The organism is Arthrobacter sp. LAR12-1-1.1, from assembly GCF_040676555.1.
In the GTDB taxonomy this organism is placed as follows: domain Bacteria; phylum Actinomycetota; class Actinomycetes; order Actinomycetales; family Micrococcaceae; genus Arthrobacter.
This window is the reverse complement of record NZ_JBEGIG010000078.1, coordinates 83,715-110,368: the sequence shown is the minus strand read 5'-3', so window position 1 is coordinate 110,368 and position 26,654 is coordinate 83,715. Positions and strand designations below refer to the sequence as shown.

Annotated in this window: 22 protein-coding genes; 15 read left to right on the top strand and 7 right to left on the bottom strand. The window is 66.7% G+C overall.

The annotated features are described in order from the left end of the window. Nucleotides 1-345: 345 nt before the first annotated feature. From dnaK to MRBLAR12_RS22580, 6 genes are all read left to right on the top strand, one after another. Nucleotides 346-2,214 (top strand): molecular chaperone DnaK, encoded by a 1,869-nt coding sequence (gene dnaK / locus MRBLAR12_RS22605; protein WP_229994337.1) that lies wholly within the window; start codon nucleotides 346-348, stop codon nucleotides 2,212-2,214. Between the two features lie 2 nt (nucleotides 2,215-2,216). Further along, nucleotides 2,217-2,891: a nucleotide exchange factor GrpE gene (gene grpE / locus MRBLAR12_RS22600; protein WP_229994336.1), complete on the top strand. Its 675-nt coding sequence runs from the start codon at nucleotides 2,217-2,219 to the stop codon at nucleotides 2,889-2,891. A gap of 264 nt (nucleotides 2,892-3,155) precedes the next feature. Then, nucleotides 3,156-4,139 (top strand): DnaJ C-terminal domain-containing protein, encoded by a 984-nt coding sequence (locus tag MRBLAR12_RS22595; protein WP_229994335.1) that lies wholly within the window; start codon nucleotides 3,156-3,158, stop codon nucleotides 4,137-4,139. Between the two features lie 15 nt (nucleotides 4,140-4,154). Next, the gene (locus MRBLAR12_RS22590; protein ID WP_229994334.1) at nucleotides 4,155-4,577 is read left to right on the top strand and encodes a heat shock protein transcriptional repressor HspR; all 423 of its coding nucleotides are present in this window, start codon (nucleotides 4,155-4,157) and stop codon (nucleotides 4,575-4,577) included. A 680-nt stretch (nucleotides 4,578-5,257) separates the two neighbouring features. After that, nucleotides 5,258-5,656, top strand: a complete 399-nt coding sequence (locus tag MRBLAR12_RS22585; protein ID WP_229994333.1) for a hypothetical protein — start codon at nucleotides 5,258-5,260, stop codon at nucleotides 5,654-5,656. Between the two features lie 91 nt (nucleotides 5,657-5,747). Further along, complete coding sequence (locus tag MRBLAR12_RS22580; RefSeq protein ID WP_229994332.1) at nucleotides 5,748-7,910, top strand: elongation factor G-like protein EF-G2; 2,163 nt, start codon at nucleotides 5,748-5,750, stop codon at nucleotides 7,908-7,910. Between the two features lie 14 nt (nucleotides 7,911-7,924). On the opposite strand, the gene MRBLAR12_RS22575 is transcribed toward MRBLAR12_RS22580, so the two are convergent. Next, nucleotides 7,925-9,334, bottom strand: coding sequence for an aldehyde dehydrogenase family protein (locus MRBLAR12_RS22575; RefSeq protein WP_229994331.1), 1,410 nt, complete (start codon nucleotides 9,332-9,334; stop codon nucleotides 7,925-7,927). 147 nt (nucleotides 9,335-9,481) lie between these two features. Then, nucleotides 9,482-10,060, bottom strand: coding sequence for a TetR/AcrR family transcriptional regulator (locus MRBLAR12_RS22570; RefSeq protein ID WP_229994330.1), 579 nt, complete (start codon nucleotides 10,058-10,060; stop codon nucleotides 9,482-9,484). A 169-nt stretch (nucleotides 10,061-10,229) separates the two neighbouring features. Between MRBLAR12_RS22570 and MRBLAR12_RS22565 the strand changes: the two genes are divergently transcribed. The 4 genes from MRBLAR12_RS22565 to MRBLAR12_RS22550 all read left to right on the top strand — a co-directional run bounded on the left by MRBLAR12_RS22565 (nucleotide 10,230) and on the right by MRBLAR12_RS22550 (nucleotide 14,792). Beyond that, complete coding sequence (locus MRBLAR12_RS22565; RefSeq protein ID WP_229994329.1) at nucleotides 10,230-10,574, top strand: cupin domain-containing protein; 345 nt, start codon at nucleotides 10,230-10,232, stop codon at nucleotides 10,572-10,574. Nucleotides 10,575-10,585: 11 nt separating this feature from the next. Beyond that, a complete protein-coding gene (locus MRBLAR12_RS22560) occupies nucleotides 10,586-11,896 on the top strand; it encodes a flavin monoamine oxidase family protein (protein ID WP_364748603.1) in 1,311 nt (436 codons plus the stop codon). A 164-nt stretch (nucleotides 11,897-12,060) separates the two neighbouring features. Further along, nucleotides 12,061-13,530, top strand: a complete 1,470-nt coding sequence (locus MRBLAR12_RS22555) for an APC family permease (protein WP_229994327.1) — start codon at nucleotides 12,061-12,063, stop codon at nucleotides 13,528-13,530. 248 nt (nucleotides 13,531-13,778) lie between these two features. Continuing rightward, entirely contained in the window at nucleotides 13,779-14,792 is a 1,014-nt protein-coding gene (locus tag MRBLAR12_RS22550) for an isopenicillin N synthase family dioxygenase (RefSeq protein ID WP_229994326.1), read from the top strand. A gap of 191 nt (nucleotides 14,793-14,983) precedes the next feature. Here the strand turns inward: MRBLAR12_RS22550 and MRBLAR12_RS22545 are convergent, their stop codons facing one another. Beyond that, nucleotides 14,984-15,955: a helix-turn-helix domain-containing protein gene (locus MRBLAR12_RS22545; protein ID WP_364748601.1), complete on the bottom strand. Its 972-nt coding sequence runs from the start codon at nucleotides 15,953-15,955 to the stop codon at nucleotides 14,984-14,986. 147 nt (nucleotides 15,956-16,102) lie between these two features. Next, a complete protein-coding gene (locus MRBLAR12_RS22540; protein WP_229994324.1) occupies nucleotides 16,103-16,693 on the bottom strand; it encodes a TetR/AcrR family transcriptional regulator in 591 nt (196 codons plus the stop codon). 118 nt (nucleotides 16,694-16,811) lie between these two features. Between MRBLAR12_RS22540 and MRBLAR12_RS22535 the strand changes: the two genes are divergently transcribed. Both MRBLAR12_RS22535 and MRBLAR12_RS22530 read left to right on the top strand, forming a co-directional pair. Then, nucleotides 16,812-18,734 carry a primary-amine oxidase gene (locus MRBLAR12_RS22535; RefSeq protein ID WP_414645565.1) on the top strand — a complete coding sequence of 641 codons (1,923 nt, stop codon included), beginning with the start codon at nucleotides 16,812-16,814 and terminating at the stop codon, nucleotides 18,732-18,734. 9 nt (nucleotides 18,735-18,743) lie between these two features. Further along, nucleotides 18,744-19,208 carry a hypothetical protein gene (locus MRBLAR12_RS22530; protein ID WP_229994322.1) on the top strand — a complete coding sequence of 155 codons (465 nt, stop codon included), beginning with the start codon at nucleotides 18,744-18,746 and terminating at the stop codon, nucleotides 19,206-19,208. A gap of 39 nt (nucleotides 19,209-19,247) precedes the next feature. Here the strand turns inward: MRBLAR12_RS22530 and MRBLAR12_RS22525 are convergent, their stop codons facing one another. After that, on the bottom strand, nucleotides 19,248-22,697 hold the full coding sequence (locus tag MRBLAR12_RS22525) for a DEAD/DEAH box helicase (protein ID WP_364748597.1): 3,450 nt from the start codon (nucleotides 22,695-22,697) through the stop codon (nucleotides 19,248-19,250). Nucleotides 22,698-22,893: 196 nt separating this feature from the next. Here MRBLAR12_RS22525 and MRBLAR12_RS22520 point away from each other — a divergent pair, with 196 nt between their 5' ends. After that, the gene (locus MRBLAR12_RS22520; protein WP_229994320.1) at nucleotides 22,894-23,805 is read left to right on the top strand and encodes a DMP19 family protein; all 912 of its coding nucleotides are present in this window, start codon (nucleotides 22,894-22,896) and stop codon (nucleotides 23,803-23,805) included. A 113-nt stretch (nucleotides 23,806-23,918) separates the two neighbouring features. On the opposite strand, the gene MRBLAR12_RS22515 is transcribed toward MRBLAR12_RS22520, so the two are convergent. Then, nucleotides 23,919-24,446 carry a hypothetical protein gene (locus MRBLAR12_RS22515; protein ID WP_229994319.1) on the bottom strand — a complete coding sequence of 176 codons (528 nt, stop codon included), beginning with the start codon at nucleotides 24,444-24,446 and terminating at the stop codon, nucleotides 23,919-23,921. 188 nt (nucleotides 24,447-24,634) lie between these two features. Between MRBLAR12_RS22515 and MRBLAR12_RS22510 the strand changes: the two genes are divergently transcribed. Together MRBLAR12_RS22510 and MRBLAR12_RS22505 are read left to right on the top strand one after the other, a co-directional pair. Next, on the top strand, nucleotides 24,635-25,135 hold the full coding sequence (locus MRBLAR12_RS22510) for a sigma-70 family RNA polymerase sigma factor (protein WP_229994318.1): 501 nt from the start codon (nucleotides 24,635-24,637) through the stop codon (nucleotides 25,133-25,135). After that, on the top strand, nucleotides 25,132-25,815 hold the full coding sequence (locus MRBLAR12_RS22505) for an anti-sigma factor family protein (protein ID WP_364748593.1): 684 nt from the start codon (nucleotides 25,132-25,134) through the stop codon (nucleotides 25,813-25,815). Before MRBLAR12_RS22510 ends, MRBLAR12_RS22505 begins: the two co-directional genes overlap by 4 nt. Nucleotides 25,816-25,817: 2 nt before the next feature. Here the strand turns inward: MRBLAR12_RS22505 and MRBLAR12_RS22500 are convergent, their stop codons facing one another. Next, complete coding sequence (locus tag MRBLAR12_RS22500) at nucleotides 25,818-26,624, bottom strand: DUF1206 domain-containing protein (protein WP_364748591.1); 807 nt, start codon at nucleotides 26,622-26,624, stop codon at nucleotides 25,818-25,820. Nucleotides 26,625-26,654: the final 30 nt, after the last annotated feature.

The window sequence follows — 26,654 nt, the reverse complement described above, 5'->3', positions numbered from 1 at the left end:
GGAAGCTGGCGGCACCAGCCGGCGCAGGCGTCGGCTGGTCTGCGGCGCGGGCCAGTGCACAGGGAGCGGGCCTCTGCGGGTGGTCAGTGCACGGGTTCGCGCAGGGCGAAATGCTTCCTAGGGAAGCGGCGGAGGGGCTGGATTCCGGGGAATCTGGGCGGTGATGAGCGGCCGCGGGCCGGACGCGAAACAAAGTTGAGTCGATGTCGCTCAACTTTGAATTGACTTATGACCGCGTCTGGGTAAAGTTGAGTGCAGATCGCTCAATAACGGTCGGACCCGGTTGGAACCACTGTGGGTCCGCGGCCATCTCCGCAAGATTCCAAGGAAGTAAGGAAGCAATCCATGTCACGTGCAGTAGGTATTGACCTCGGAACCACTAACTCCGTCGTCTCCGTTCTCGAAGGTGGCGAGCCCACCGTCATTGCCAACGCCGAGGGTGGCCGCACCACGCCGTCGGTTGTTGCCTTCTCCAAGTCCGGCGAGGTCCTGGTCGGCGAGATCGCCAAGCGCCAGGCCGTCAACAACATTGACCGCACCATCGCATCCGTCAAGCGCCACATGGGCACTGACTGGACGGTCGCCATTGACGACAAGAAGTACACGGCGCAGGAAATTTCCGCCCGTATCCTCATGAAGCTCAAGAACGACGCCGAGTCCTACCTCGGCGAAAAGGTCACCGACGCCGTCGTCACCGTGCCGGCCTACTTCAACGACGCCCAGCGCCAGGCCACCAAGGAGGCCGGAGAAATCGCCGGCCTGAACGTCCTGCGCATCGTCAACGAGCCCACCGCGGCCGCCCTGGCCTACGGCCTGGACAAGGGTAAGGAAGATGAGCTCATCCTGGTCTTCGACCTCGGCGGCGGAACGTTCGACGTCTCCCTCCTTGAGGTCGGCAAGGACGAGGACAACTTCTCCACCATCCAGGTCCGCGCCACCGCCGGTGACAACCACCTCGGCGGCGACGACTGGGACCAGCGCGTCGTGGAGTACCTGCTGAACCAGCTCAAGGTCAAGGGCATCGACCTGACCAAGGACAAGATTGCCCTGCAGCGTCTCCGCGAAGCAGCGGAGCAGGCCAAGAAGGAACTCTCCTCCTCCTCGAGCACCAACGTTTCGCTCCAGTACCTGTCCGTCACCCCGGACGGCCCGGTGCACCTGGACGAGCAGCTGACCCGCGCCAAGTTCCAGGACCTCACCAAGGACCTGCTGGACCGCACCAAGAAGCCGTTCCAGGACGTCATCAAGGAAGCCGGCATCAAGCTCTCCGAGATCGACCACATCGTGCTCGTCGGCGGTTCCACCCGCATGCCGGCCGTCTACGACCTCGTCAAGGAACTGGCCGGAGGCAAGGAGCCGAACAAGGGCGTCAACCCGGATGAGGTAGTCGCCGTCGGCGCAGCCCTGCAGGCCGGCGTCCTCAAGGGCGAGCGCAAGGACGTGCTGCTGATCGACGTCACCCCGTTGTCCCTTGGCATCGAAACCAAGGGCGGCATCATGACGCACCTGATCGAGCGCAACACCGCCATCCCCACCAAGCGCAGTGAGACCTTCACCACCGCGGATGACAACCAGCCGTCCGTGGCCATCCAGGTCTTCCAGGGCGAGCGTGAGTTCACCCGCGACAACAAGCCGCTGGGCACGTTCGAGCTGACCGGCATCGCTCCGGCTCCCCGCGGCGTCCCGCAGGTCGAGGTCACCTTCGACATCGACGCCAACGGCATCGTGCACGTTTCGGCGAAGGACAAGGGCACCGGCAAGGAACAGTCCATGACCATCACCGGCGGCACCGCGCTGTCCAAGGAAGACATCGACCGCATGGTCCACGACGCCGAAGAGCACGCAGCCGAGGACAAGGCCCGCCGCGAGGCAACCGACACCCGCAACACGGCCGAGCAGCTCGCCTACTCCGTGGACAAGCTGATCGCTGACAACGCCGACAAGCTGCCCGAAGAGGTCAAGACCGAGGTCAAGGCCGACGTCGACGCCCTCAAGAAGGCCCTCGAAGGCACCGATGACGCCGCCGTGAAGACCGCGTTTGAGAAGCTGCAGGCTTCCCAGACCAAGCTCGGCGAAGCCATCTACGCCCACGCCGGTTCCCCCGACGGCCACGCCGGTGCGCAGGGTGCCCCCGCAGGCGAGCAGGCAGCCGGCTCCGGCTCCGACGAGGACATCGTCGACGCCGAAATCGTTGACGAAGACGAGAAGAAGTAATCATGCCGCACCACGGTAACGAAGAAGAGCACGGTTCTTCCGAGGGCCGGCGCGACGCCGAACAGCAGGAGAGCGAGTCGCAGAAGCCGGTGATCCACGATCACCGCAAGGTTGACCCGAAGACCGGCCAGGCCCGCCACCCCGGCCAGGAGCAGGCCGGCGCTGCGGACTCCCGTTCCGGGGATGCCCTGTCCCAGGCGGAGGACATCCTCAACAGTGTTGAGGTGCCCGCCGAGGAATCGGTGGCGCAGGGCGTTGACGCGGCCGCGGCGGAGGAGCTCAGGAATGACCTCCGCCGGCTGCAGGCCGAGTACGTCAACTACCGCAAGCGGGTCGAGCGCGACCGTGCCGTGGCCGGCGAGATGGCCGTCATCGGCGTCCTGAACGCGCTGCTGCCGGTACTGGACGACGTCGACGCCGCCCGCCAGCACGGCGACCTCGCGGACGGTCCTTTCGCCGCGATCGCCGCCAAGCTGGAGGCTGCGCTGAAGACGTACGGACTGGTCCGCATCGATGAGACCGGCGTGGAGTTCGATCCGACCATCCACGAGGCCCTCATCCAGCAGCCCGGCACGGATATCGAAATCGACACCGTCAGCCAGGTGCTGCGCTCGGGCTACAAGTCCGGCGAACGCGTGCTCCGCGCGGCCCAGGTGATCGTGGCGGTTCCGGCGTAGTCGCCTGTCGCGAAGCGATACAAGGGGCCCCGCCCCTCCGCCGGGTGGCCAAGGATCTGCGATCCTCGGCCACCCGGCTCCGGCAGGCCCGATGCCACTCCCGGGCCCCTTGTCTCGCTCCGCTCAGCGGTTGTCTCGCCTAAGGTGAGATGATCGCAGCGGAGCTGGATAGGGGGCCGCGGCGTGGCGGGCACCGCGAAGCGGGCACGGCCCCCTATCCAGCGGAGCTCAAACGCAACACAAAGAATTTGAAAGGAAACGCCATTGGCTAGCCAGGACTGGGTGGACAAGGACTTTTACAAGATCCTTGGTGTCGCCAAGGACGCTTCCGACGCCGACATCAAGAAGGCCTACCGCAAGCTTGCCCGGCAGCACCACCCGGACAGGAATGCCGGTGACTCGGCGTCGGAGAGAAAATTCAAGGACATCTCCGAGGCCTATTCCGTGCTCTCGGATCCCGATGAGCGCCAGCAGTACGACGCCATCCGGGCCATGGGTGGCGGCGCACGCTTTGCCCCCGGCGGAAGCGGCGGGGCTGCCGGCGGAGCGGGCTTCGAGGACCTCTTCGGCGGGCTCTTCACCGGCGGCGGGGGGCGCCATTCCGGCGGTTACAGCACGGCCGGCGGCATTCCGCCCGAGTTCGCAGATCTCTTCGGCGGCGGCGGGTTCGGCGGCGGGGGCCAGTCCTTCCAGCGGGCTCCGCAGAAGGGCGCGGACCGCACTGCGTCCACGTCGATCTCGTTTGCCGGGTCAATCCGCGGCACCACGATCGGCCTGCGCGAACCGGACGGCGAGGTCATCGACGTCCGCATCCCGGCCGGAATCAAGGACGGACAAAAGGTCCGTGTCCGCGGCAAGGGACAGTACGCTGCCGCCGGCAATGGCGACCTCATGGTCACCGTCTCGGTGAAGCCCCACGAGTTCTACGTCCGCGACGGCGACAACCTCCGCATCCACGTCCCGGTGTCTTTCCCGGAGGCGGCCCTGGGCGCGGATATCGAGGTTCCGACGATCGACGGCGACAAGGTCAAGGTCAGGGTCCCCGCAGGGACGCCCTCGGGCCGGACGCTGCGCGTCAAGGGCCGCGGCGTCAAGCACGCCAAGGCCACCGGCGACCTGCTGGTGACAATCGACGTCGCTGTTCCGCGGAGGCTGAACAAGGAAGCGGAGGAGGCCGTGAAGGCCTTCGCCGCGGCAACCGCCGATGAAGACGTCCGCGCGGGCCTGGCAGCCAAGGCCCGGCTCTAGGAACGGGATCCAGCCATGGCCATCGACTTCGATCAGCCGATCTTCGTCATCTCCGTTGCCGCAGAACTGGCGGACATGCACCCGCAGACACTGCGCCAGTACGACCGGCTGGGAATCGTCTCGCCCAGCCGCGCCCCGGGCAAGTCGAGGCGCTACTCGCAGCGGGATGTGAACATGCTCCGCGAGGTCCAGAGGCTCTCCCAGGAGGGGGTCTCGCTGGAGGGCATCAAGCGGATCCTGCAGCTGGAGAACCAAGTGGCCGCCCTGCAGCGCCGTGTCAGCGAACTGACGCAGGAGCTGGGACGGCGCCGCCAGGGCGCCGATTCGCGGATCTTCGCCGCCGGAACGGCTGGCGACGTCGTCAGCCTGGCCCGCGGCAAGCGCCCCCAGGCGAGGTCGCAGGCGCTGGTGGTGTGGCGGCCGCGGGGCATCGACTAGGACAAACAACAGTGCCCGGGACCAATGGTCCCGGGCACTGCTGTCGTTGCGTGCGGTGGGGTGCTGCCGCCGGGGCCTACTTGCCGGCCGCGATGAGCTGGTCGACGGCGGCCCGTTCGCGCTTCCCCCAGGTCTCCCGGGTGACCAGGGCGGCAATGAGCCCGATGGCTCCGCATGCCATATAGACAATTGCCACGCCGCTCCAGCCCCAGGCCGCTGCCGTGGCTGCTGCGATGAGGGGGAGGAAGCCGGAGATTGCGGCCGAGAGCCCTGCTCGGCCTGCCTACCGTGTGGCTGCGTGACTGTGCTCCTCAGCGTCACGTCCTTCGGTTACTTCGAGGCGTCCGGGCAAGTAGTCGCGGGAGCGGACTGAGTACACCGGAACGCGAACAAGTACCCGGCCATCCGATAGTCGGGTACCTGATTTGCGTGACTTCATGCCCGTGCCGCGCGTTGAATTGGAGTGTCAGAAATGCTGGCATGACATGCTCACAGCTCCTACGGGAAGCCCGGGCGCGGAGCCAGCGCAGGAGCAGCGTAGACGCCGGGGGGCATCGCATGCATGATTCAGCCGAATTTGATCCGTCCACTGGCGATCCTTCGCAGTTTGATCCGCCCAGGTTTCATTCGCCCCTCCGGGGCGGGTCCTGGCTGCGGCCGGCTGCGTTGATGGGCACGCCGTGAGCCCGGGACTCCAGGCGGCCGTCCTGTTTGCCGGCTCCCTGCCAGGGCACATCCTGATGTCCCTGGGACAGGCCCTGGTGGTCGTCTGCCTGTGCTTCGACTTCGTCCGCGCGGTGTCCGTGCCGCGGTCCCGCAGCCGGTACGTCGCCAACACCTGGTTCCGGACACTTGCCCTGCCTTCCATCCTGGTCATGGCGTTCAGTGTGCTCATCGACGCCGCCTCCGGCTCCTGGCAGGACGTGGGCGCCGGGGTCTTCATCCTGGTTGCCGTGATCTTCCGGTGGCACTATGACACCGACGAAGACAGCTGGTGGAAGGGCAAAGGCCGGGCCCTGGGCCGTTGGCTCAGGACTCGGGCCGCCTCGGGGTCCATGGCGGCCCCGGCCACGGCGTGAAAAAGCCCTTGCTGTCCGGGCGTCCCAGGGTGTCCAATCCTTAACACAAGGCCCTGCGGGGCACGAGTGGATGCGACGCCGGGAGGTTCTCATGCCGTCGAAGGGCGCCAAAACCCCGTCAAGGGGCCCGGTCCGGGGTACCTCTGACCTCCGGCGGGCCGACGCCAATGGCGCCGCGCCGCCGGAGCAGCCGGACAAGATCCGCAATGTGGCCCTCGTGGGGCATTCGGGTTCCGGAAAAACAATGCTCACCGAGGCCTTGCTTGCCGCCACCGGAGCCATCACCCGTAAAGGCTCGATCGCCGAGGGCACTACGGTGAGCGACTCGGATCCTTCCGCCATCACGCAGCAGCGCTCCGTGGCGCTGGCAGTGGTGCCGGTGACGGTGGGGGAGACCAAAGTGAACCTGCTGGACACTCCGGGCTATACGGATTTCATCGGCGAGCTGCGTGCAGGGCTCCGTGCCGCGGATGCAGTGCTGTTCGTCGTCTCGGCCACCGACGATGTCGACGCCGCGACCACCGCGCTCTGGAATGAGTGCCAGCGGCTCGGCATGCCGCGGGCAGTGGTCATCAGCCGGCTGGACCATCCGCGCGCGGATTTCGACGCCGCCGTCGCCCGCTGCCGTCTGGCATTCGGCGACGCCATCGTTCCGCTCTACCTCCCGGTCCGCGCGGACGGTGCCGTAACCGGGTTGCTGGGGCTGCTGACCGGGACGGTGTCCGAGTACGGTGCGGCGGAACCGGCGTCGGCCACCCGGGCCGCGACCGGCGTCGAACTTGCCGCGGCGGAGTCAGCGCGGGGCGCGCTGATCGAGGGGATCATTGCCGAGAGCGAGGACGAGGCGCTGATGGACCGCTACCTAGGGGGTGAAGAAATCGCTCCCGATGTCTTGATCGCCGATCTGGAGACGGCCGTGGCCCGCGGGTCCTTTCACCCGGTGCTGCCGACGTCAGCGGAGTCCGGGCTTGGCCTGGCGGAGCTGCTCGAGGTTCTGGTTCGCGCGTTTCCGACCCCGGCGGAGCACAGTGTTCCAGCAGCCACGGACCTCGACGGGGCGCCTGCCGGCCCGCTCGGCTGCAACCCCGACGGCCCGCTGCTCGGTGAAGTGGTCCGCACGACGATCGACCCGTTCCTCGGCCGGGTCTGCCTGGTGCGTGTTTTCTCCGGCGTTGTGCGGGAGGACGCAGCCATCCATGTGGGTGGCCGCGGAATGGCGGACCGCGGCCATGAGGACCACGACAGCGACGAGCGGGTCACACACCTGTACTCGCCGCTGGGATCGGGACTGCGGCCGGTGCCATTCTGCGTCGCCGGGGATATCTGTGCGCTGACCAAGCTGGGCACCGCCGAGACCGGCGACACGATTTCGGCCAAGGAACTGCCGTTGCTGGTGGCCCCCTGGGACATGCCGGACCCGCTCATGCCGGTAGCCATCGAAGCTGCCACGCACGGCGACGAGGACGCCCTGGCCAGGAACCTGGGGAAAGTCACCGCCGGCGACCCGACGCTCCGGGTGGAACGCAACTCCGAAACCCACCAGCTGATCCTGTGGTGCATGGGCGAGGCGCACGCCGACGTCGTCCTGGGCAGGCTGCGGGACCAGGGTGTGAACCTGCAGACCGTCCCAGTGATCACGCCGCTGCGGGAGACGTTTGCCGCGCCGGCGGCCGGGCACGGACGCTATGTCAAACAATCCGGCGGCCACGGCCAGTACGCTGTCTGCGACATCGAGGTGGAACCCCTCGACCGTGGCGCCGGGTTCGAGTTTGTCGACAAGACTGTGGGCGGGGTGATTCCCGGGCCGTTCGTCACGTCGGTGGAAAAGGGCGTGCGGACCCAGATGCAGAAAGGCGTGTCGGCCGGGTTCCCCGTGGTGGACATCAAGGTCACGCTGATCGGCGGCAAGACGCACAGCGTGGATTCCTCGGACGCGGCGTTCCAGGCGGCCGGCGCGCTGGCCCTCCGGGAAGCGGCGGCAGCAACACGCATTCAGTTCCTGGAACCGGTTTCGTCCGTGACCATCAGCGTTTCGGAGGACCACGTGGGCGCTGTGATGAGCGACTTGTCCTCCAGGCGGGCACGCCTGACCGGAACCACCTCCGCCGGGGCCGACGGCACCGAGATCAGCGCCGAGGTTCCGGACCAGGAACTGTTGAGGTACTCGGTGGAGTTACGGGCCCTGACCGCCGGCAGCGGCCGGTTCCGGCGCAGCTACTTGCGGCACGAACCCGTGCCGCAAGCGCTGCACTGATGGCCCTAATAAGGTCAGCCGTTGATGACCTGCGGAACGCCGAGGGCCTTGAGGCCTTCGACGCCGAATTCGAGTCCGTAGCCGGACTGCTTGGCACCGCCGAAGGGGACGCGCGGGTCCACGGCGCCGTGCTTGTTGATCCAGACTGTGCCGGCCTCGATCCGGGCCGCGACCTTCCGGGCTTCGGCGGGGTCGGCGGACCAGACGGAGGCGCCGAGCCCGACGTCGAGGGCGTTGGCCATGGCGACGGCCTCGTCCACGGTGCTGTACCGGATGATCGGCAGGGCGGGGCCGAACTGTTCCTCGGCGACGAGCGGGTTGCTGTTGTCGATATCCGCCACGATCGTGGCGGGGTAGAAGTGGCCGGGCTGGTCCTGGTCCGGGTTGCCGCCGAGCAGGATCCGTGCCCCGGAGTCGCGGGCGGCTTCAACGAGCCTGGAGACGATGTCGAACTGCTGGCGGTTCTGCAGCGGGCCCAGGACGTTGTTCTCGTCGAGGCCGTTGCCCATAGGCATGGCCGCGGCGACGCTGGTGAGGGCTTCGCAGACGGCGTCGTAAATGGCGTCGTGCACGTAGAGGCGCTTGAGTGCCGCGCAGGTCTGGCCGGTGTTGATGAACGCGCCCCAGAACAGGCCCTCGGCGATCGCTTTCGGGTCGGCGTCGGGCAGGACGATGCCGGCGTCGTTGCCGCCGAGTTCCAGGGTGAGGCGTTTGACGGTGTCGGCGGAGGATTTGATGATGGCCTTGCCGGTGGCGGTGGAGCCGGTGAACATGATCTTGCCGATCCCGGGGTGTGAGGCGAGGGCCTCGCCGACGTCGCGGCCGCCGGAGACCACGGACAGCAGGCCCTCGGGGAGTTCCTGGTTCAGGACATGGGCCAGGGCCAGGACGGAGAGCGGGGTGTATTCGGAGGGCTTGATGACGACGGCGTTGCCCATCCGCAGGGCGGGGGCGAGCTGCCAGACGGTGATCATCATGGGCCAGTTCCAGGGCCCGATCGCGCCGACGACGCCGATGGGCCGGTAGTGCAGTTCGGCGCGGGTTTCGCCGTCGTCGACCACGGTTTCCGCCTCCAGCACGGTGGCGGCGGCGACGCGGAGCCAGGCGGCGCAGGCGCCGACCTCGAAGCGGGCGTTCGGGCCGTTGAGCGGCTTGCCCTGCTCGCGGGAGAGCAGCCGGGCGAGTTCCTCGGCGGAGCGTTCGACGGCGTCGGCGGCCCTCAGGAGCGCGGCGGACCGGGCGTCGTGGCCCAGCACGGCCCACCCGGGCTGGGCGGTTGCCGCGGCGGCGATGGCGGCCTCGAGGTCCTCAACGGTGTGGACCGGGGCCTGCCCGACCGGCTGGCCGGTGGCGGGGTCCAGGATGGTCCGGGTTTCCCCGGACGTCGGGGCGATCGCGGCGAGAAGGGCGTCGTAGGTTTCCATGGGTGTACTCCACATCGAGTAGTTCAGAGAGCGCGGCCGGTACGGCCTAAGAGTGCTGCTCCAAGCGTGCTCCGGCGAGGCACCGACGGTCTTGTCAATCCGCGAAGAGCTGTTGTGCGGGAGCGAACGGAACGCCGCGGGCATTCCCTACGGCTGCGGACCGGAGGGCGTCCGGAGCAGGAGTATGTCGTGGACTTCCTCGAGAGACGCAGCAATGGTTGACCGATCGACGCCGGCCAGGTACTGGAGAACGAGGCCGTCGAGGGCGGCAAAAAGTGTGCGGGCCACAACCCTCACGTTGCCGGTCAGGCCTGAGGCCGTCAGCCCGTCGGCCAGGGCGCTGACGTAGTTCTCGTAGAGGGCGGTCACCGCTTCGGAAAGCTCGGGGCGCCGGCGGGCCTCGAGGATCATCTCGTACTGAAACACCTGCAGTTCCGGTTCTGCCAGAAGTAGCTCCAGCAGCGAGTCCGTGAATGAGTGGCCCAGCGTGGCCGCCTCCCGCAGCTTGGACGCACTGATGGATTGCTCGGCAGCCCAGTCCAGGGCTGCGGCTATGAGGGCGTCGCGGGATCCGAAGTGGTGGGCAACCAACGTGTTGTTGACTCCGGCAGCTTCCGCCACTGAGCGGTAAGTCAGCCCCCGCAATCCCTTGGCAGCCACCACCGAAACGGCGGCGCGCAATAGGGCTTCCTTTCCGGTTCCGTACTTCGAAGGCGTGGCAGTCATGGACCGAGTCTATCGAGTTCGCCGCGGTGCACCTCGGAGCTATTGACATAAAACTAAGCAAATGCTGAGATTGAATTCCACGTGAGACAGATCACGTCGCCTCACGGCCATTTGCCATTCCATTCGGCCCCCTAACGGCGCTCGGCGCCCACAACTCCATGGAGTCAGCATGCCTCTCACCCTGGCCTTTACTACTTCCTCTGCACTCGACGCCAACAAGAACGAGCCATTCGAACTGGGATCTGTTCAGTGGATCCGTCGCTTTGGTGACGGAGAGCGGCCCGCCCTTGCCTGCGGCTACTGGCACGTCACACCCGCCGAGGCACCCGAGCCTTTCGACCTTGTGATGGAGGCCGACGAGACAATCTCCATCGTCCAGGGCCACCTAACTATTGAGGTGGAGGGCGGAGACGTCTATGACCTCTTGCCGGGCGGTGCCGCGTCGTTCAACAGGGGCGCCCGCACCCGGTGGACAGTGCTTGAGCCGACCATCGAATTTTTCGTCTACTCCTAGGAAGTGTCCGAATGAACAACGTAGAGACGTTTGACGTGGTTGTGGTCGGCGGCGGATTTGCCGGTCTCACCGCTGCCCGTGAGCTCACCAGGCAGGGCGCAACTGTGCTCATCCTGGAAGCCCGCGACAGGATCGGTGGCCGCACGTGGGTGGATAAGCGCCTGGGACGGGACCTGGAAATCGGCGGCACTTGGGTGCACTGGACCCAGCCGCATGTCTGGGCTGAACTGACGCGTTACGGCTTGGAGACCACACCCAGTCCCGAGCCGGAACGTGCCTTCTGGTGGGCGGACGGCCGCCGTCACGAGGGCGGGCCCGACGAGTTGCTCGGGCTCATCGCCCAGACAAACGAGGAGTTCGTCCAGGACTCCCGCAAGTATTTTCCGGAGCCTTTCAGGCCGCTGGCCCGCGACGATTTCAAGGCGATCGACGATGTGTCCGTCCAGGAGAGAATCCGTGAGCAATTCCCCGCCGGCGGAACCCGGGACATCCTCGAATCATTCTGGGCCCTGAACTTCAATGGTCCGCTGGACAACGCGGCCTTGACCCAGGCACTGCGCTGGGTTGCCCTCACCAACGGCGACTGGGCGGTGAACTTCGAAGCGTGCGCCACCTACAAGATCGTTGGCGGCACGGCCGCCCTGGCGGCAGCGATCCTCGCGGATTCCGGGGCCGGCATCGAGTACGGCTTCACCGTTGAAACCATCTCGGATGACGCGGCATTCGTGAACATCCGGGGTGCGGACGGCCGGAACGTCCGTGCCCGGACGGCGATTGTCACGATTCCGCTCCCTGCCCTGGCGGCGGTTGACTTTGAGCCGCCCCTGCCATCGGCCAAGGCCGAAGGCTCCAGGTTTGGGCAGGTCTCCAAAGGTGCCAAGGTCTGGTTCAGGCTTCGCGGAAAGCATGCACCTTTCGTAGCGCTGGGGGGTGCCGACTGGCCCCTGAATTTCTTCCAGGTGGAGTACACGCTCGACGGCGACACGATCGCCGTCGGGTTCGGTCCTGACGCCTCGAAGATCGACGTGGAGGATCCAGTTGCCGTCCAAGCTCAGCTCGCACGTCTGGTGCCAGCAGTCGAGGTGGTTGCGGTAGCCAGCCACAACTGGGTGGACGATCCGCTATCCGGTGAAACCTGGCCCATGCACCGCGCCGGTTTTCTCTCGACCTACCTCCCGGCCATGCAGGCGGCGCACGGTCTGGTGCTGTTTGCCGGCTCGGATATCGCCAACGGCTGGTGCGGATTCATTGACGGCGCAATCGAGAGCGGCATGAGCGCCGCCCGTGACGCAGCCTCCCTCTTGGCGCTGCACAATTCCTGAACGTCACTGCTGTTCTCAACCAAACTTCGCTCATGAACAACAACCGATCGCTGATCGACAAGAGGGTGACGGGCGTCACCTGCCATGCTGGATTTCACGGTGCAACGCACCCCCATATTCCCAGACCGAAATTCCCCAGACTCATGACCGTTAAGAAGGATCCGATGAGTATTTCAAAATCCGAGTCCCGGACCGCAGAAGACAGTCCCCGCACGGAGCACTCCACTGCGCTGCGCGCCGGCAGCGTCGGCGTCATGGGCATACTTTTCTTTGTGTTGTCCGCCCAGGCGCCGTTGACCGGAATCGTCGGAGCATCACCGCTGGCCGCGGCCCTCGGCAACGGCCCCGGCGCGCCCGGCGCGTATCTGGTGGTGGGCATCGTGATCGTGATCTTCGCCGTCGGGTTCGTCGCAATGAGCCGCAAGATCCAAGCCAACGGCGCCTTCTACGCCTATGTCACCGCCGCCTTTGGGCGGAAGATCGGCGCGGGAGCGGCATGGCTCGCGCTTCTCGCATACAGCACGGTCCAGGCCGCGATGTACGGGCTGTACGGCGCCGCATTCTCAGGCGTCTTCGGAACCGCAGGGATCGTGGTTCCCTGGTGGCTGCTGGCCATGGTCACCATGGCCGGCGTGCAGGTGCTGGGATCCCTCAACATCGAGCTCGGGGCGCGGGTCCTGGCGGTGCTCGTAGGCTTGGAGGTCGCGATCCTGCTCATGTTCGGGTTCACCGTGCTGTTGCGGGGCGGCGGACCGGAAGGGCTCAGCCTGGCGGCGTCGTTCTCTCCCGCGGCGATCGGCGCAGGGGCCCCGGGGGTAGCCATCATGTTCGCTGTCGCCTCCATGTTCGGCTTCGAATCCACAGCCATCTACTCGGCCGAGGCCAAGGACGCCCACCGCACGGTGGCCCGTGCCACGTATCTTTCTGTGGGCGTCATCGCGGTCTTCTTCTCCTTCATTTCGTGGATGCTGGTCAGCTACTACGGCCCCTCGCACGTCATTGATGCCGCGGGCGCGGCCCTCGAATCGGGCGACTCCACCTCCTTCGTGTTGACGCCGATGGTGGAGCTGTTCGGGCCGTGGGCCGGGACCGTCACCGGCATCCTGCTCGTGACGTCCCTGTTGGCCGGCATCATCGCCTTCCACAACGGCATCAACCGCTACCTCCATTCGCTGGCCCTGCGCGGGTCGATGCCCCGCGTCGTGGCCCGGACCAACCGGCACAAGGCCCCCGCCGTCGCCGCACGAATCCAGACGGCGGTTGCGTTCCTGCTCGTTGCGCCGTTCGCCCTGCTGTCCCTGGATCCTGTCCTGACCCTCTTTTCCTGGTTCAGCGGGCTGGCCGTGGCGGCGCTCCTGGTGCTTTACATGCTCTGCTCCCTGGCCGTCGTCGCGTACTTCCGGCGCGAAAAGGTGGCCGGCCAGATCTGGCAAACCGTGGTGGCGCCGGTGCTCGCCACTGCGCTGCTTGGCTGGGTCCTGTCCCTCGTGATCAGCAACTTCACCGCACTGATCGGCGGGAGTGCGGAAACGGCCGTGGGCCTGCTGATGACCGTCCCCATTGTGTTTGCCGCCGGCGTGCTGGTGGAAGTTGCCGTGGAGCGCCGGGCCGCGCGCGCAGGGGTTCCTGCCTAACGATCGGCCCTGGACGCCGGACTTAGACACAGAAGCGGAAGTGCCTGAACCGCACCCCGAAAGTTGGACTTGAAAGTAAGAGTCCAAGTTTCGGAGGTGCGGTTCAACGTCGCCTTATCCCAGGGCGCTGACCTACTCCGGATGTCTTATTTCGACACGTTAAATCCTCATCGCTGCAGCCCGGTCCGTAACATTGGAACTAATACAGGCTCCGGCTTGCCAAGTTCGCTGTAAAGGACTAGTTGACGTTGTCACTCGAATCATTGCCCGTCCTGGACTTCTCTCGATTGAGTGCTGGCCCGGAAGAGGCCTCCCGGTTTCGGGACGAACTGCGCAATGCCATGCATGAGGTCGGGTTCCTCTATCTGGCCGGCCACGGCATCCCGCAGGAGCTCATTGACGCCATGCTCGACGTCTCCCGCCGCTTCTTCGAACTGCCGGACGAACAGAAGCTCGCGGTCGAGAACGTCCACAGCCCGCAGTTCCGCGGCTACACCCGCGTCGGCGGTGAACTCACGGATGGGGCGGTCGACTGGCGCGAGCAGATCGACATCGGCGTCGAGCGTGACGCCGTGGAGCCGGGCGCCGGCGTCGCTGATTACTGGCGTCTGGAGGGACCCAACCTGTGGCCAAGTGGACTGCCCGAGATGCGGGCGATCGTCCATGAGTGGACCGAGCGGCTGAGTGCCATCTCCCTCGCTCTTCTGCGGGCGCTTGCCGTGTCCCTGGGAGCGCCCGAGGACACCTTCGACGCGGCATTCGCCGCACGGGCGTTCCCCCTGCTCAAAGTTGTGCGCTATCCGGGGGAGTCCAACCCGGAACCCAAGCAGGGTGTCGGGTCCCACCGCGACGGCGGTGTGCTGACGCTCCTCCTCGTGGAACCCGGAAAGGGCGGACTCCAGGTCGAGTACCAGGGGAAATGGATCGACGCACCCCAGGTGCCAGGAACATTCGTGGTCAACATCGGCGAGATGCTTGAGCTGGCCACGAACGGCTACCTTAAGGCGACTCTGCACCGCGTGATCTCGCCCCTTCGCGGCACTGACAGGATTTCTCTCCCGTTCTTCTACAACCCGGCGCTGGACGCGACCATGCCCCAGCTCGCGGTGAGCCCGGAGTTTCAAGCCAAGGCCCGCGGCCTGTCGGTTGACCCGACGAACAGCCCCATTCTGGAGACCTACGGGGATAATGCCCTGCGCTACCGGCTCAGGGCCCACCCAAACGTTGTCGCAGTTCACCACGCGGATCTGATGACGAACTGACGTCGGTGCACACTCCTGAATCCGGCCGGAACCCGTGCCCGTTCTCTCCGAAGGCCAGGCCGGGATTCGTAGCAAATCTGGCCGGCGAAACCAGCCCGCGCAGCTGCTCCGGCAGCCTCCCTGGCAGCAATGAGGAACCACAGCGGGCGCTGACAATGGCAGGTGCTCTCAGCGGCGGGTGCAGGTCAGGCTCAGGCGCCGCGCCGCCAGTCGCTGGGAGACTCGCCGAAGGCGTCCCGGAAGGAGCGGCTGAAGTGGGCCGCATCCAGGAAGCCCCAGCGCCCGGCCACGGCCCCCACCGTCAGGCCGGCCAGGAGCGGATCGCGCAGCTCGCGGCGTGCCCCTTCCAGCCGCTGGGTCCGGATCCAGCTCGCCACGGTGGTCCCGGATTCGTGGAAGACGTTGTGCAGGTGCCGGGTGGAAATGAAATGGGCTGCAGCGATGGAGGCGGGCGAGAGCAGCGGATCGGCCAAGTGCGCGTCGATGTACTCACGCACGGATGCCGCCAGAAGGGCCTGCGGCCTCATCCGGTCCGGGGACATGTCCAGTTCCGAATGCAGCATCGTGGACACGAGATCGAGGGCGTTCGTGGCAAGGCGTGACCCGCTGGGGCCGCTCAGCGCATCCAGGTTCTCCGCGAGGTGGGAGATGAACGGCCCGACGATCGCGGCGAGGCCGCCGTCCGCCGCCATCCGCACGGCCGAAAGCTGAGCGATGCAGTCCGGCGGCAGGGACAGCGCGTCCCAGGGGAACATCACCACCATGAGCCGGGCGTCCCCCTCGAACGCAAGCGTGTAGGGGCGGCTGGTGTCGTAGATGGAGAGGTCGCCCGGGCGCAGGAGCGCCTCGCGGTTGTCCTGGATGAGGAGTCCGGTGCCCTGCAATTGGAGATTGAGCTTGAAGTAGCGCTGGTTGGACTGGGCGATCAGTGCCGGCGTGCGGTGGACCTCATGGCTCGTGGAGGAGACCTCGACGACCGCCACACGGTCCAGCCTGCGGGCCCGCATGCGGCCGCGGAAGTTGTCCGCATCTGTGCTCGAGGCGGCCAGGGGAACGAAGGACTCCGCGACGAGGTGCCTCCAGTGGTCGAATGAGGCTGCCGTGCTGGTAATGACATCCTGTCCGGCGGGGTTGGCCACGGGGCGGGCTGCAACTGCGGTCATCGAAGATCCTGACGCCGTCGTATTTCTGGGACTGTGTCGTGGGACACAGTCCCTTCAGGGTAGCGCCGCAACCCGCCGATGTCATCTTTTTTCGACAACCGGCGAAAAAAGATTGAGCCGACTGCCCGCCCGGTGTGCCGGCCGCGCCTAGCTGGCCAGCAGTGCCAGGAAGCCCTCCAGCTGCTCGTTCAGCCCTAGCTCCACCTGGCCTTCGGGGGCGAGTGCCGCCGCGATCTGCGCCCCGAGGAGGAAGTTGAGCAGTTGCCCGGCCAGTGCGGCGTCGGCGACGGCTGTGGTGACGGCGCCGGATTGCCGCGCATGGGCAAGGTGCTGACTGATCGATGCAAGCCACTGCTGCATCGAATCCCGGTGGATCCGGGCCTTGCCGGGATCGTTGATGGCCTTTTGCCAGAAGGGAATGACGATCCGGGCCTCGTTGATCCGCTCCTCATCCAGGGGCAGCACCTCGACACAAAACGACCTCAAAGCCGCCAGGCCGGACTGCCCGGCGGTGACTTTCGCGATGCGTTCGTTGGTGCGGTTGAAGACGTGCCCGAACGCGAACGTCAGCAGGTCATCCTTTGTGGGGAAGTACGGTTTGAGGGCCCCGTTCGCGAAGCCGGCCTCGAGGGCGATTTCGCGCATCGTGGCGCTTTCAATGCCGAGTCGGGCGATGGTCCGCCACGTGGCGTCGACGAGTTCGAGCCGCCGCTGGTCGTGGTCGACAATCTTTGGCACCGGATAGCTCCCCAATTTTCTTGCGTCGGACTCTTGTGGCACAGCTTACATTTCCGTATTCTCTACAACTATAGAAAATAAAGTTCCGACCCGCCAGGGTCCCCGAACGAAGGCCGTCATGATGACCGCACTAACCGACATCCGCACCCCGTGTAGCCCGTACAGTCTGGCCACGAACGCCGAAATCACCGCAGTCCAAAGCATTCTGCGCACCGCGGGCCTGCTGGGCGAGACCAAGCGCATCGCGTACCTCGGCCTCGTGGACCCCACCAGGAACGCGCCGGCGGGAACCGAGGACCGCCGGTTCCGGGTCTTCCTGCACGACATCTCCGGAGGGAGGCCGGCCGACGTGACCGTCTCGGTTTCCAGCGGCGCGGTGATTTCCGCCGTCGAGCTGGACACGGTACTGACCGGCGAGCTTCCTGTCCTGGAGGAGGAGTTCGAAGTCGTCGAACAACTCCTGGCCACGGACCAACGGTGGCTCAAGGCGCTGGCCGGCCGGGGCCTGGACGTCAGCAAGGTCCGCGTCGCCCCGCTGTCCGCCGGGGTGTTCGAGTACCCGGAGGAACGTGGCCGCCGGATCCTGCGTGGCCTGGCCTTCGTGCAGGATTTCCCCGAAGACAGTGCCTGGGCGCACCCCGTGGACGGGCTGGTGGCGTACGTCGACGTCGTCAGCCAGGAAGTCACGCAGGTGCTGGACACCGGCGCCGTCCCGGTTCCCGCCGAACACGGAAATTACACCGATCCGGAACTCACCGGCCCGCTGCGCACCACGCAGAAACCCATCAGCATCACCCAGCCGGACGGACCCAGCTTCACCGTCACCGGCGGCAACCACGTCGAATGGGAAAAGTGGAGCGTCGACGTCGGCTTCGACGTCCGCGAAGGCGTGGTGCTGCACAACCTTGCCTTCCAGGACGGCGACCGCAAACGGCCCATTATCAACCGGGCATCCATCGCCGAAATGGTGGTCCCGTACGGGGACCCGTCGCCGATCCGGTCGTGGCAGAACTACTTCGACACCGGCGAATACCTCGTGGGCCAGTACGCCAACTCGCTGGAACTGGGCTGCGACTGCCTCGGCGAGATCACCTACCTCAGCCCCGTCATCAGCGACGCCTTCGGCAACCCCCGGGAAATCCGCAACGGCATCTGCATGCATGAGGAAGACTGGGGAATCCTGGCCAAGCACAGCGACCTCTGGACCGGGATCAACTACACCCGCCGCAACCGCCGCCTGGTGATCTCCTTCTTCACCACCATCGGCAACTACGACTACGGCTTCTACTGGTACCTCTACCTCGACGGCACCATCGAGTTCGAGGCCAAAGCCACCGGCGTCGTCTTCACCTCCGCCTACCCGGAAGGCGGCTCGGCCAACATCTCCCAACTCGCCCCCGGCCTGGGCGCCCCGTACCACCAGCACCTGTTCAGCGCCCGCCTGGACATGGCGATCGATGGCTTCACCAACCGGGTCGAGGAAGAAGACGTGGTCCGGCAGGCCATGGGCGAGGGCAACGAACGCGGCAATGCCTTCTCCCGGAAACGCACCGTCATTGCCCGCGAAGCCGAGGGCGCGCGTGAGGCCGATGCCCGCAGCGGCCGGACCTGGGTCATCTCCAACCCGCAGTCCCGGAACCGTCTCGGCGACCCCGTGGGATACAAGCTCCACTCCCAGAACCAGCCCACCCTGCTGGCCGACCCGGAGTCCTCCATCGCACGGCGGGCCGCCTTTGCCACGAAGGATCTCTGGGTGACCCGGTTCGCGGAGGAGGAGCGTTACCCCACAGGCGACTTCGTCAACCAGCACGCCGGCGGAGCCGGGCTGCCGCAGTATGTGGCACAGGACAGGGAGCTGGACGGCCAGGACATCGTTCTGTGGCACACTTTCGGCCTGACCCACTTCCCGCGTCCCGAGGACTGGCCCATCATGCCGGTGGACACGGTCGGCTTCAAGCTCCGGCCCGAGGGCTTCTTTGACCGCAGCCCCGTGCTGGATGTGCCCGCGAGTGCACAGCCGGCCGGCCACTGCCACAGCTAGCCCGGCGCCATGAGCGTTGCAGGCGGCGTGGGCGTTGCGGGCGGCGTGGGCCGGCGGGGCGGCATCGTTTTCCATTCGCGGATCTGTTCCGCCGTGACGGCGGCGTCGTGCCTTACCCACCTGGGGCTTGCCGCCGGGAACCAGCACGGGACATGGCTGAACCTGCTCATGCTCGCCATGGTGGCAGTGTGCCTGCCGTGCGCCGTGCACATCTGGCGCCACGGAAGGATCACGGCCCTGCGCCAGGTGATGGCCGCGGCGCTGGCCATGACCGGGGTGCACGCGGTCCTGCTCCTCGGCACCGGATCCGGCGGCTCGGGCCACCTTCACTCCGGAGCGGGAACCGCTGCCGCAGTGGCCGGAGCGGTGCCCGCAGGCTCCGGGGCGCTGCTGGCGGTCATCGCGCTGGAAATGACGACGGCGCTGCTCGCCGCGACGCTCGTGGCCCGGTTCCGCGCACAGGCCCACGACTGAACAGTGTTAGTCGTTGAACAGTGTCAGTCGTGAACCGCGTCAGTCGTTGAACAGCCCCGCGAGGTCTTCCGCCGTCAGTGCGGAGCCGGTGAGCGCATCGCCTTCCATGACGTCGGCGAAGAGCTGGGATTTCTTGGCCTTGAGCGCCATGACCTTCTCCTCGATCGTGTCCTTGGCGACGAGCCGGTAGACCATGACGTTCCGGGCCTGGCCGATCCGGTGGGTCCGGTCCACGGCCTGGGCCTCCGACGCCGGGTTCCACCAGGGGTCCAGCAGGAACACGTAGTCGGCCTCAGTCAGGTTCAGGCCGAAGCCGCCGGCCTTGAGGCTGATGAGGAACACCGGCGCGGCGCCGTTCTTGAACTCGTTCACGACGTCGGTGCGGTTGCGTGTGCCGCCGTCGAGGTAGCAGAACTCGATGTTCTCCTCGACGAGCCGCTCCCGGACCTTGCCCAGGAAACCGGTGAACTGGCTGAAAATCAGGGCCCGGTGTCCTTCGGCCACCAGGTCCGCGAGCTGCTCGAACAGGACATCGAGCTTGCTGGAGCGCACACCGGACAGTGACGGATCGATCAGCGAGGGATCCAGGCTCAGCTGCCGGAGCAGGGTCAGTGACTGGAAGATGGTGAACCGGTTCTTGTTGACATCCTCGATCAGGCCCAGGATCTTTTGGCGCTCCCGCTGCAGGTGCGTCTGGTACACCTTCTGGTGCCGTGGATTCAGCACGACTTCCAGGATCTGCTCCTGCTTGGGCGGCAGATCCCGGATGACCTGCTCCTTGGTGCGCCGCATCATGAGCGGCCGGACCCGCCGCCGGAGCTTGTCCAGCTGCCCCTTGTCGCCGTTCTTCTCCACGGGCTTCTGGTAGTACTCGGCGAACCGTTTGGGGCTGGAAAAGAGTCCGGGGGCCACGATCGAGGTCAGCGCCCAGAACTCCATCAGGTTGTTCTCCAGCGGGGTGCCCGTGATGGCGAGTTTGAAGGCGGCCGGCAGTTTGCGGGCGCACTGGTAGGCCTTGGACTGGTGGTTCTTGACGAACTGCGCCTCGTCCAGGACCAGGCCGGCCCAGGCCTGGGAGGCGTAGGCCTCGTAGTCGATCCGGAACAGGGCATAGGAGGTGATGATGATGTCGGCGCCGGCCATCGCCTCGGCCGGATGCGAGCCGCTCTTGGCGAAGGTTTCGCCGATGGCGCGCACGCTCAGTCCCGGCGCGAACCGTGCCGTCTCCGCCTCCCAGTTGCCCACCACGGAAGTGGGGGCGACGACGAGAAACGGGGCGGTCCCGGCGGAAGGGCCCGCCGAGGATTGGCCGGCAGGGAGTGCGTCGGATTGTGCATCGGGGTCTGCAGCGGTCCCGGCGGCGTCTTTCGCGGCGCAGATCAGGGCCAGGGCCTGCACGGTCTTGCCCAGGCCCATGTCGTCGGCCAGCACGCCGCCGAGGCCGTGGCGGTACAGGAAGCTCAGCCAGTTGAAGCCCTCCAGCTGGTACGGGCGCAGCTCGGCGTTCAGCGTCCCGGGCAGGGGAAGGCCCTTGATGCCGCCTTCGAGTAGGCCACCCACGGACTCGCGCCACGCGGCCGCCTGTTCGTCGACGATGCCGAGGTGAGCCAGCTCGTCCCACAGCCCGGCCTGGAAGCGGCTGATCTGCAGCGGAGCGTCCTTGTCGCCGGGGTTGTCCTGCAGGGAGCGGGCCTCGTCGATCAGCGCCCGCAGCTGGTGCAGCTCTGGCAGGTCCAGCGAGAAGTACGCCCCGCTGGGCAGCAGCATGCGGGTCTGGCCGGCGGCGAGGGCGGAAAACAGCGCCACGAAGGAAACCGGCTGGCCTTCCAGGGTGATGACGATGCCCAGATCGAACCAGTCGCGGCTGTCCGTCGCCTTTGTGGAGATCGCCACCACCGGGGCTTCTTCGGCTTCGCGGTAGTCAGCAATCTCGCCGGACGTATCCACGGAGACGTCGGGGAGGTCGCGGAGCCGGGGAAGCACGTCCTCGGTGAAGGCTAGCGTGTCCAGTCCGGCCAGTTCTGCCGTGGCTGCCAGGCGCGGCGTGCCCCAGCCGCCGGTCGCGGATTCGCCCAGGGCCGGTACCACGTCCCAAGGTTGCCCGACCCCCTCAAGGATGCGCGCCTCGGCGGGGTCGTCCCGGTAGCCGTGATCGCCCGGATGCCGCCACAGCGGCTGCGCCGTGACGAGGTTCCCGGACGTGTAGTGCCATTCCCAATGCAGCCGGACCCGGTGGTCCGCCCCGTAGTTGGCCAGCAGGGACAGGGTGGGGACCGCAAGGGTTGGCAGTTCCACGGACTCGTCGGAGGCGGTGACCCGGGCGGTCTGCTTGAGCTTGGGGTAAAAGCCGGTCAGGAAGCGGCTTTCGTCCCGTGCGGGGATGTGCAGGGTGGTCCCGCCCGTGACGAAGGTCAGCAATTCCTCGCTGAGACCGCTTTCCAGCGGGGCAAGGGTGATGACGGGGTCGGCGGGGGCGATGCCGGGCAGGGCGTCGCCGTCGGAGGCCAGGAAGATCCCGTGCGCCGGGCGGCCGATGGTCCCGACCGACGCCGGATCCACCACTTCGCCTTCGACCGTGATGGTCGGCGCGAGCTCGAGCCCGCCGTCGTCGCCGCCGGTGCCGAATCGCGCCAGGTTCAGCCCGACGGCGGCAGGCTGCTCGACGAACCGCACCGCCTCGTCGCCGCGACTGTGGACCAGGGCGACGCCGATCTTCTTGGCCTGGGACAGCAGGCTCCACAGGTTCTTGCCGGCGTAGGTGTTCAGTCCCAGCCACAATCCGGTGCCGGAGTGCTGGCGGTTCGCCACGGCTGTGTGCGAGGCGAGGAATTCCTGCATCCACTCAACATGCGCCTCGTTGCATTCGCGCCGGTAGTTCAGGTAGCTCAGCGTGCTCCAGGAGACATCGCCGCGGATCCACTTGCCCTTGGCCCCCATGATGACGGGGCGTGCCTTGAGCTGGCGGACGCTGCGGAGCGGATCGCGGCGGCCCGTGTAGGAGAAGTGCGGGGCGGGTTCCTCGACGTCGAACTGGAGTGCAAGCGGGGTGCCGTTGGCGGACGGCGTGATCCCCGGGTGGGCGATCAGGGGGCCAAGGGCCTGCTCCCAGTCGGCCATTTCCGGCGGCGCGCTCTGGCGGGACAGCCGTGTACCCTCTGCGGGGGCCAGCAACTGCTGCCGGGTTGCTGGGTTGTCTTCGGCCGCGAAGAGCAGGGCCGCCACGTGCTTGCAGTCCTTGCGGACCGGGCAGCTGCAGACACCCACCGTGCAGCTCCATCCGCCCGCCTTCCGGACAAGCTTCGCCGTCGTGGAATAGGGCACGTCGGAACCGCCCCGCACTTTGCCCAGCAGCAGGCCGGTGGCGGCATCGAAGGAGATCCCCGAAACGCGGCTCCCCATGGCGTAGGCAAGCCCGGCCGCGAGGGAGCGGTCGTTGATCGCGGGAGTCTGAATTGCCAGTGCCGCACTCTCGTCCGGATGGGATGGCATGTGCGTGCTACTTTCGGCAGGTGGTCATCTGATCCATCTTACCGAGCCTTAGCAGGCGCTGGAACTTCGCCGGTGGCCGCGGAACCGCCGCTCAAACTTCGCTTGACGTTCAACTGGGGCTCGGCTGCCCGCCGTGAAGACGGACCTACCGTGGAGAGGTCCGGAGTATCAGCAGTGCCAGCAGTAAGGATTCCGCATGACCAACGGTGTGCCCACCAATCAGTCCGCCCACAACTACCCGACCGTGCTGACCACGGAAAGCCTCAAAGGCGGAAGCCAGGACGTTGTCGACGCGAACGTCAACGTGGTCAACGCCATGTTCGAGGAGTTGCTGGACGCGGACGAGATCTCCCCGGCCGCGCTGCGCAGTTACTACGTGGACTTCTACCTGACGCAGGCGCTGGCCGGCGGCTTCGCGCAGTACGTGTTCACGGCGCCCGAACGGGAGGAAGTCGATCCCTACGTCCGCGAAGGCCTGGCGGCCATGGGTGCCGCCGCGCACCTGGATCTCTTCAACCGCACGGTGGCCGCCTTCGGCGCCCTGACCGACACCGACGTCGACACTTACCTCGACGGCGGCAGCGGCTGGGACGCCGGAGGCGACACAGAAGGAGAAGAACCGGGGGACGGAGTCTCCGACGCCGTTCGGCGCATCGAAGAACTGGACGAGGAATTCGAATCGGTCCTCGCAACAGAGGACATCGCGGCGCTGAACGCCGCCTGGCTGCGCGGCCAGGCGGACTTGCTGGTCCTTGGCGACGACGACCTCGACGTCCACATTGCCGGGCGGGTGGCTCGGCTTTCCGATCTCGCGGAGCGCCAGGCGGCAGCCGCCGAGGAAGCGCTCTTGGACGCGCCGGAGTTCGAACAGATTATCCGGGAGCTGTGCGATATTGCCGGCCACAGCCTGGAGCGGATCACCATGGGCGATCCGAACTACGAGCACAACGGGGAAACCACCCTGGCCTGGCACTTCACCACGGAACAGGGCGAATTCCTCATGCTCGAAGACGACGAAGAGGCCTTCATGCTCAACCCCCGGACCCAGGAAATCCTCGCGGCCGTCGAGTTCGAAGAAGCCGTGCAGTTTGAAGAGGCAGGCGCGTAAGCGGTCTTCCCCCGGTACGGCCGGCGCCTGCCCCCAAAAACAGGCGCCGGCAGTACGCCGCCCGGTTCGCCGGGTCAGAAGAGCCGGACTGGACGGAACCGCGGCCTGTGAGCCTACCCTGCGGGCGGTGCGGTGATCATCTCCCCGGAGGGCGCCACGAGGTACCAGACTCCACCGACGCCCTGGCCCGTGATGTCTCCCGCGGCCTTGTCCTTTTCGTAGTAGTAGATCGGCATCCCGTTGATGGTCACCTGCATCTTTCCATCGGCCGTGGGGATGGTTCCGACCTTGCCGGTGACGCCGTTAACGGTGGGGGTCGCCGTCGTCGAGGTGACCGGGGGCCACGCCACCAGGCAGTCGCCGGTGCAGGCGCTGGTCCCGGAGTCCTTCGTGTCCTTGGTGAAGTAATAGACACTCAGTCCTTGGCCGGCCACCACGATCTGGCCCGCCTTGGACTCGCCCACCGAGAGCTCCGCAGCGGACATGGACGCGGGGGCCGAAGTCGCCGGTGCGCTGGATTCTGCGGGAGCGGAGGTGGCCGGTGCCGCCGATGTCGGCGTCGTGGTCGTTCCGCCGCCGCAGCCGGACAGTAGCGCGGCAAGGGCGAATGCGGACAAGCCAATGCTGAGGTGCTTCTTCATTTGCTGCTCCTAGGCTCGAGCCAGCCCAACTCGGAGGCCGGCGCTACGAGATACGACGCCATTGAGCGCGGAATGGTTCAAGGCGGAGCTGACATGTTTATGTCGGGGCTGTCCTGGGGGCACACTGAACTATTGGGTGCGCCCGTACGTCGTACAGGGGCAGAACAAGAAATCCCGGGAGGTGGGACATGCCGCTGGACGAAGACGTCGTGGCTGCTATTTACCGCGACCATGGGACGGCCTTGAAGCGCTTCGTCCTTAGCGCCTCCCGGGATCCGCAGCTCGCCGACGACGTCGTCCAGGAGACCGTGCTGCGGGTCTGGCAGCAGGCGCCGCAGATCACCGGCAGCCTGCGCAGTTACCTGTTCCGAACGGCCCGCAACATCATGATCGACAACTACCGCAAGGCCCAACGACGTCCGCAGGAAGCCGGCGAACGCGATGTCCCGGACGTTGCGGACGGCGCCGGGCGCATCGATGACCTGCTCAACAAGGTCCTGATGGAGGAGGCATTGCTGCGGCTCAGCGCGGAGCACCGCGAAGTCCTTGTGGCGCTCCACTACCGCCGCTACACAGTCCAGGAGGCATCCGCCCAATTGAAAGTCCCCAGCGGCACGGTGAAGTCCCGGGCGTTCTACGCCGTGCGGGCCCTACGGACGATCCTCGACGAAATGGGGGTGCAGCGGTGAACGGGACCGAGCTGCATCAACTCCTCGGCGCGTATTTGCTCGGCGGGCTGGAGCCAGCCGAGGCCGCAGCCTTCGAACAGCACCTTGCCGTGTGTGCCGACTGCCGCCAGGAGCTGGACGATCTCGCCAGCCTCCCCGCGCTGCTCGACGCGATCCCGGTGTCCGACGCCATCGCGCTCACCGCGGCGGCTGCGGCTGCCCGCGAGCGGGCACTTGTTCCGCCGGAACCGGTACCTGTCCCGCGCCGGCTCCTGGACGAGCTCGCCGCCCGCCGCCGGCGAGTGCGGCGCCTGTGGGCGACGGCCGTGGCCGCAGCCGCCGCCGCATGCCTGGTGCTGGGGGTCATGGCCGCTCCGCTGCTGAACCAACCCGCCAAACCGGACGCGAGCTATTCCGTTGAGGCCAGCAGCGGACTTGAGGTTACGGTGGGGCTTGTCAAGAAAACCTGGGGCACCGAGCTGGCGGTGGACGGACGGAGCCTGCCCCACGACGGGACCCTCTCGCTGTGGGTGAAGGACCGTGACGGCGGCGAAGACCGTGCCTGCGCGTGGACGGCGACGCCGAGCGGCAGGGTGCGGATCACGGGGGCGACGCCGGTGCAGCTGGCCAGGATAGCCAGTGTCGAGATGCGCGACGAGCAGCAGCAGACCGTAGCTGTTATCGCCGTGCCTCAGGGCTAGCCCTACATCTTCGCGAGCTTGGCGCGCACCGCCATGTAGATGCCGTAGCAGATCAGGCCGACCCCCACGGCGGCCAGCAAATACACACCGAACGGCTGCTCCCGCAGGGCCTTCAGGCTGCCGTCGAGCCCGGTTGATTGTTCGGGGTGTGCCGTCACCGTGGCGATGATGATCAGCAGGCCCACGAGCAGCAGGGCGAAGCCCTTCGCGACGTAGCCGACGACGCCGATGACCGTCACAGCAGTACGCGCCTGCTTCTGGGCCGGCATGCGCAGGTACTTGAGGAAGGACTTCCGGAAGCCGCGGATCGCGTAGACGATCCCCGTGACGGCTACCGCGGCGCCGATGACCATCAGGAGCGCCACGCCGCCCGGGGCCTTCATGAGGTTTACGGTCATATCGGAAGTTGACTCACGGTTATCGGAGCCGGCCCCGGTGGCGACCGACGCCAGCGTGAGCGCGAAAAAGGCGTACACCACGGCCTGCAGGGCTGCCTTGAGTTTCTTGCCGACCTTTTTCTTGGTCGGCAGGTGCCCGAAATCGAAAATCGCGTCGGATGCTTGCCAGATGGCCAGCGCAACGCAGGCGGCAAAAGCGGTCCAGAGCAGCAACGGCCCGGCCGGCTGCGCGGCGAGCTCTTCCACCGCGCCGCTGACGTCGGCCTGGCCCCGGCCACCCATGGCGAGCCGGATCGCGACCAGCCCGATCAGGAAGTGCAGCAACCCGGACACAGCGAAACCGGCCCGTGCTGCGATTTCGAGGGGCTTCGAATTGGTGACGTCCTCGGCGACGTCCGCGGCGTCCTTCATTTCTTCTTTGATGATCGTTTCCTTAGTGCT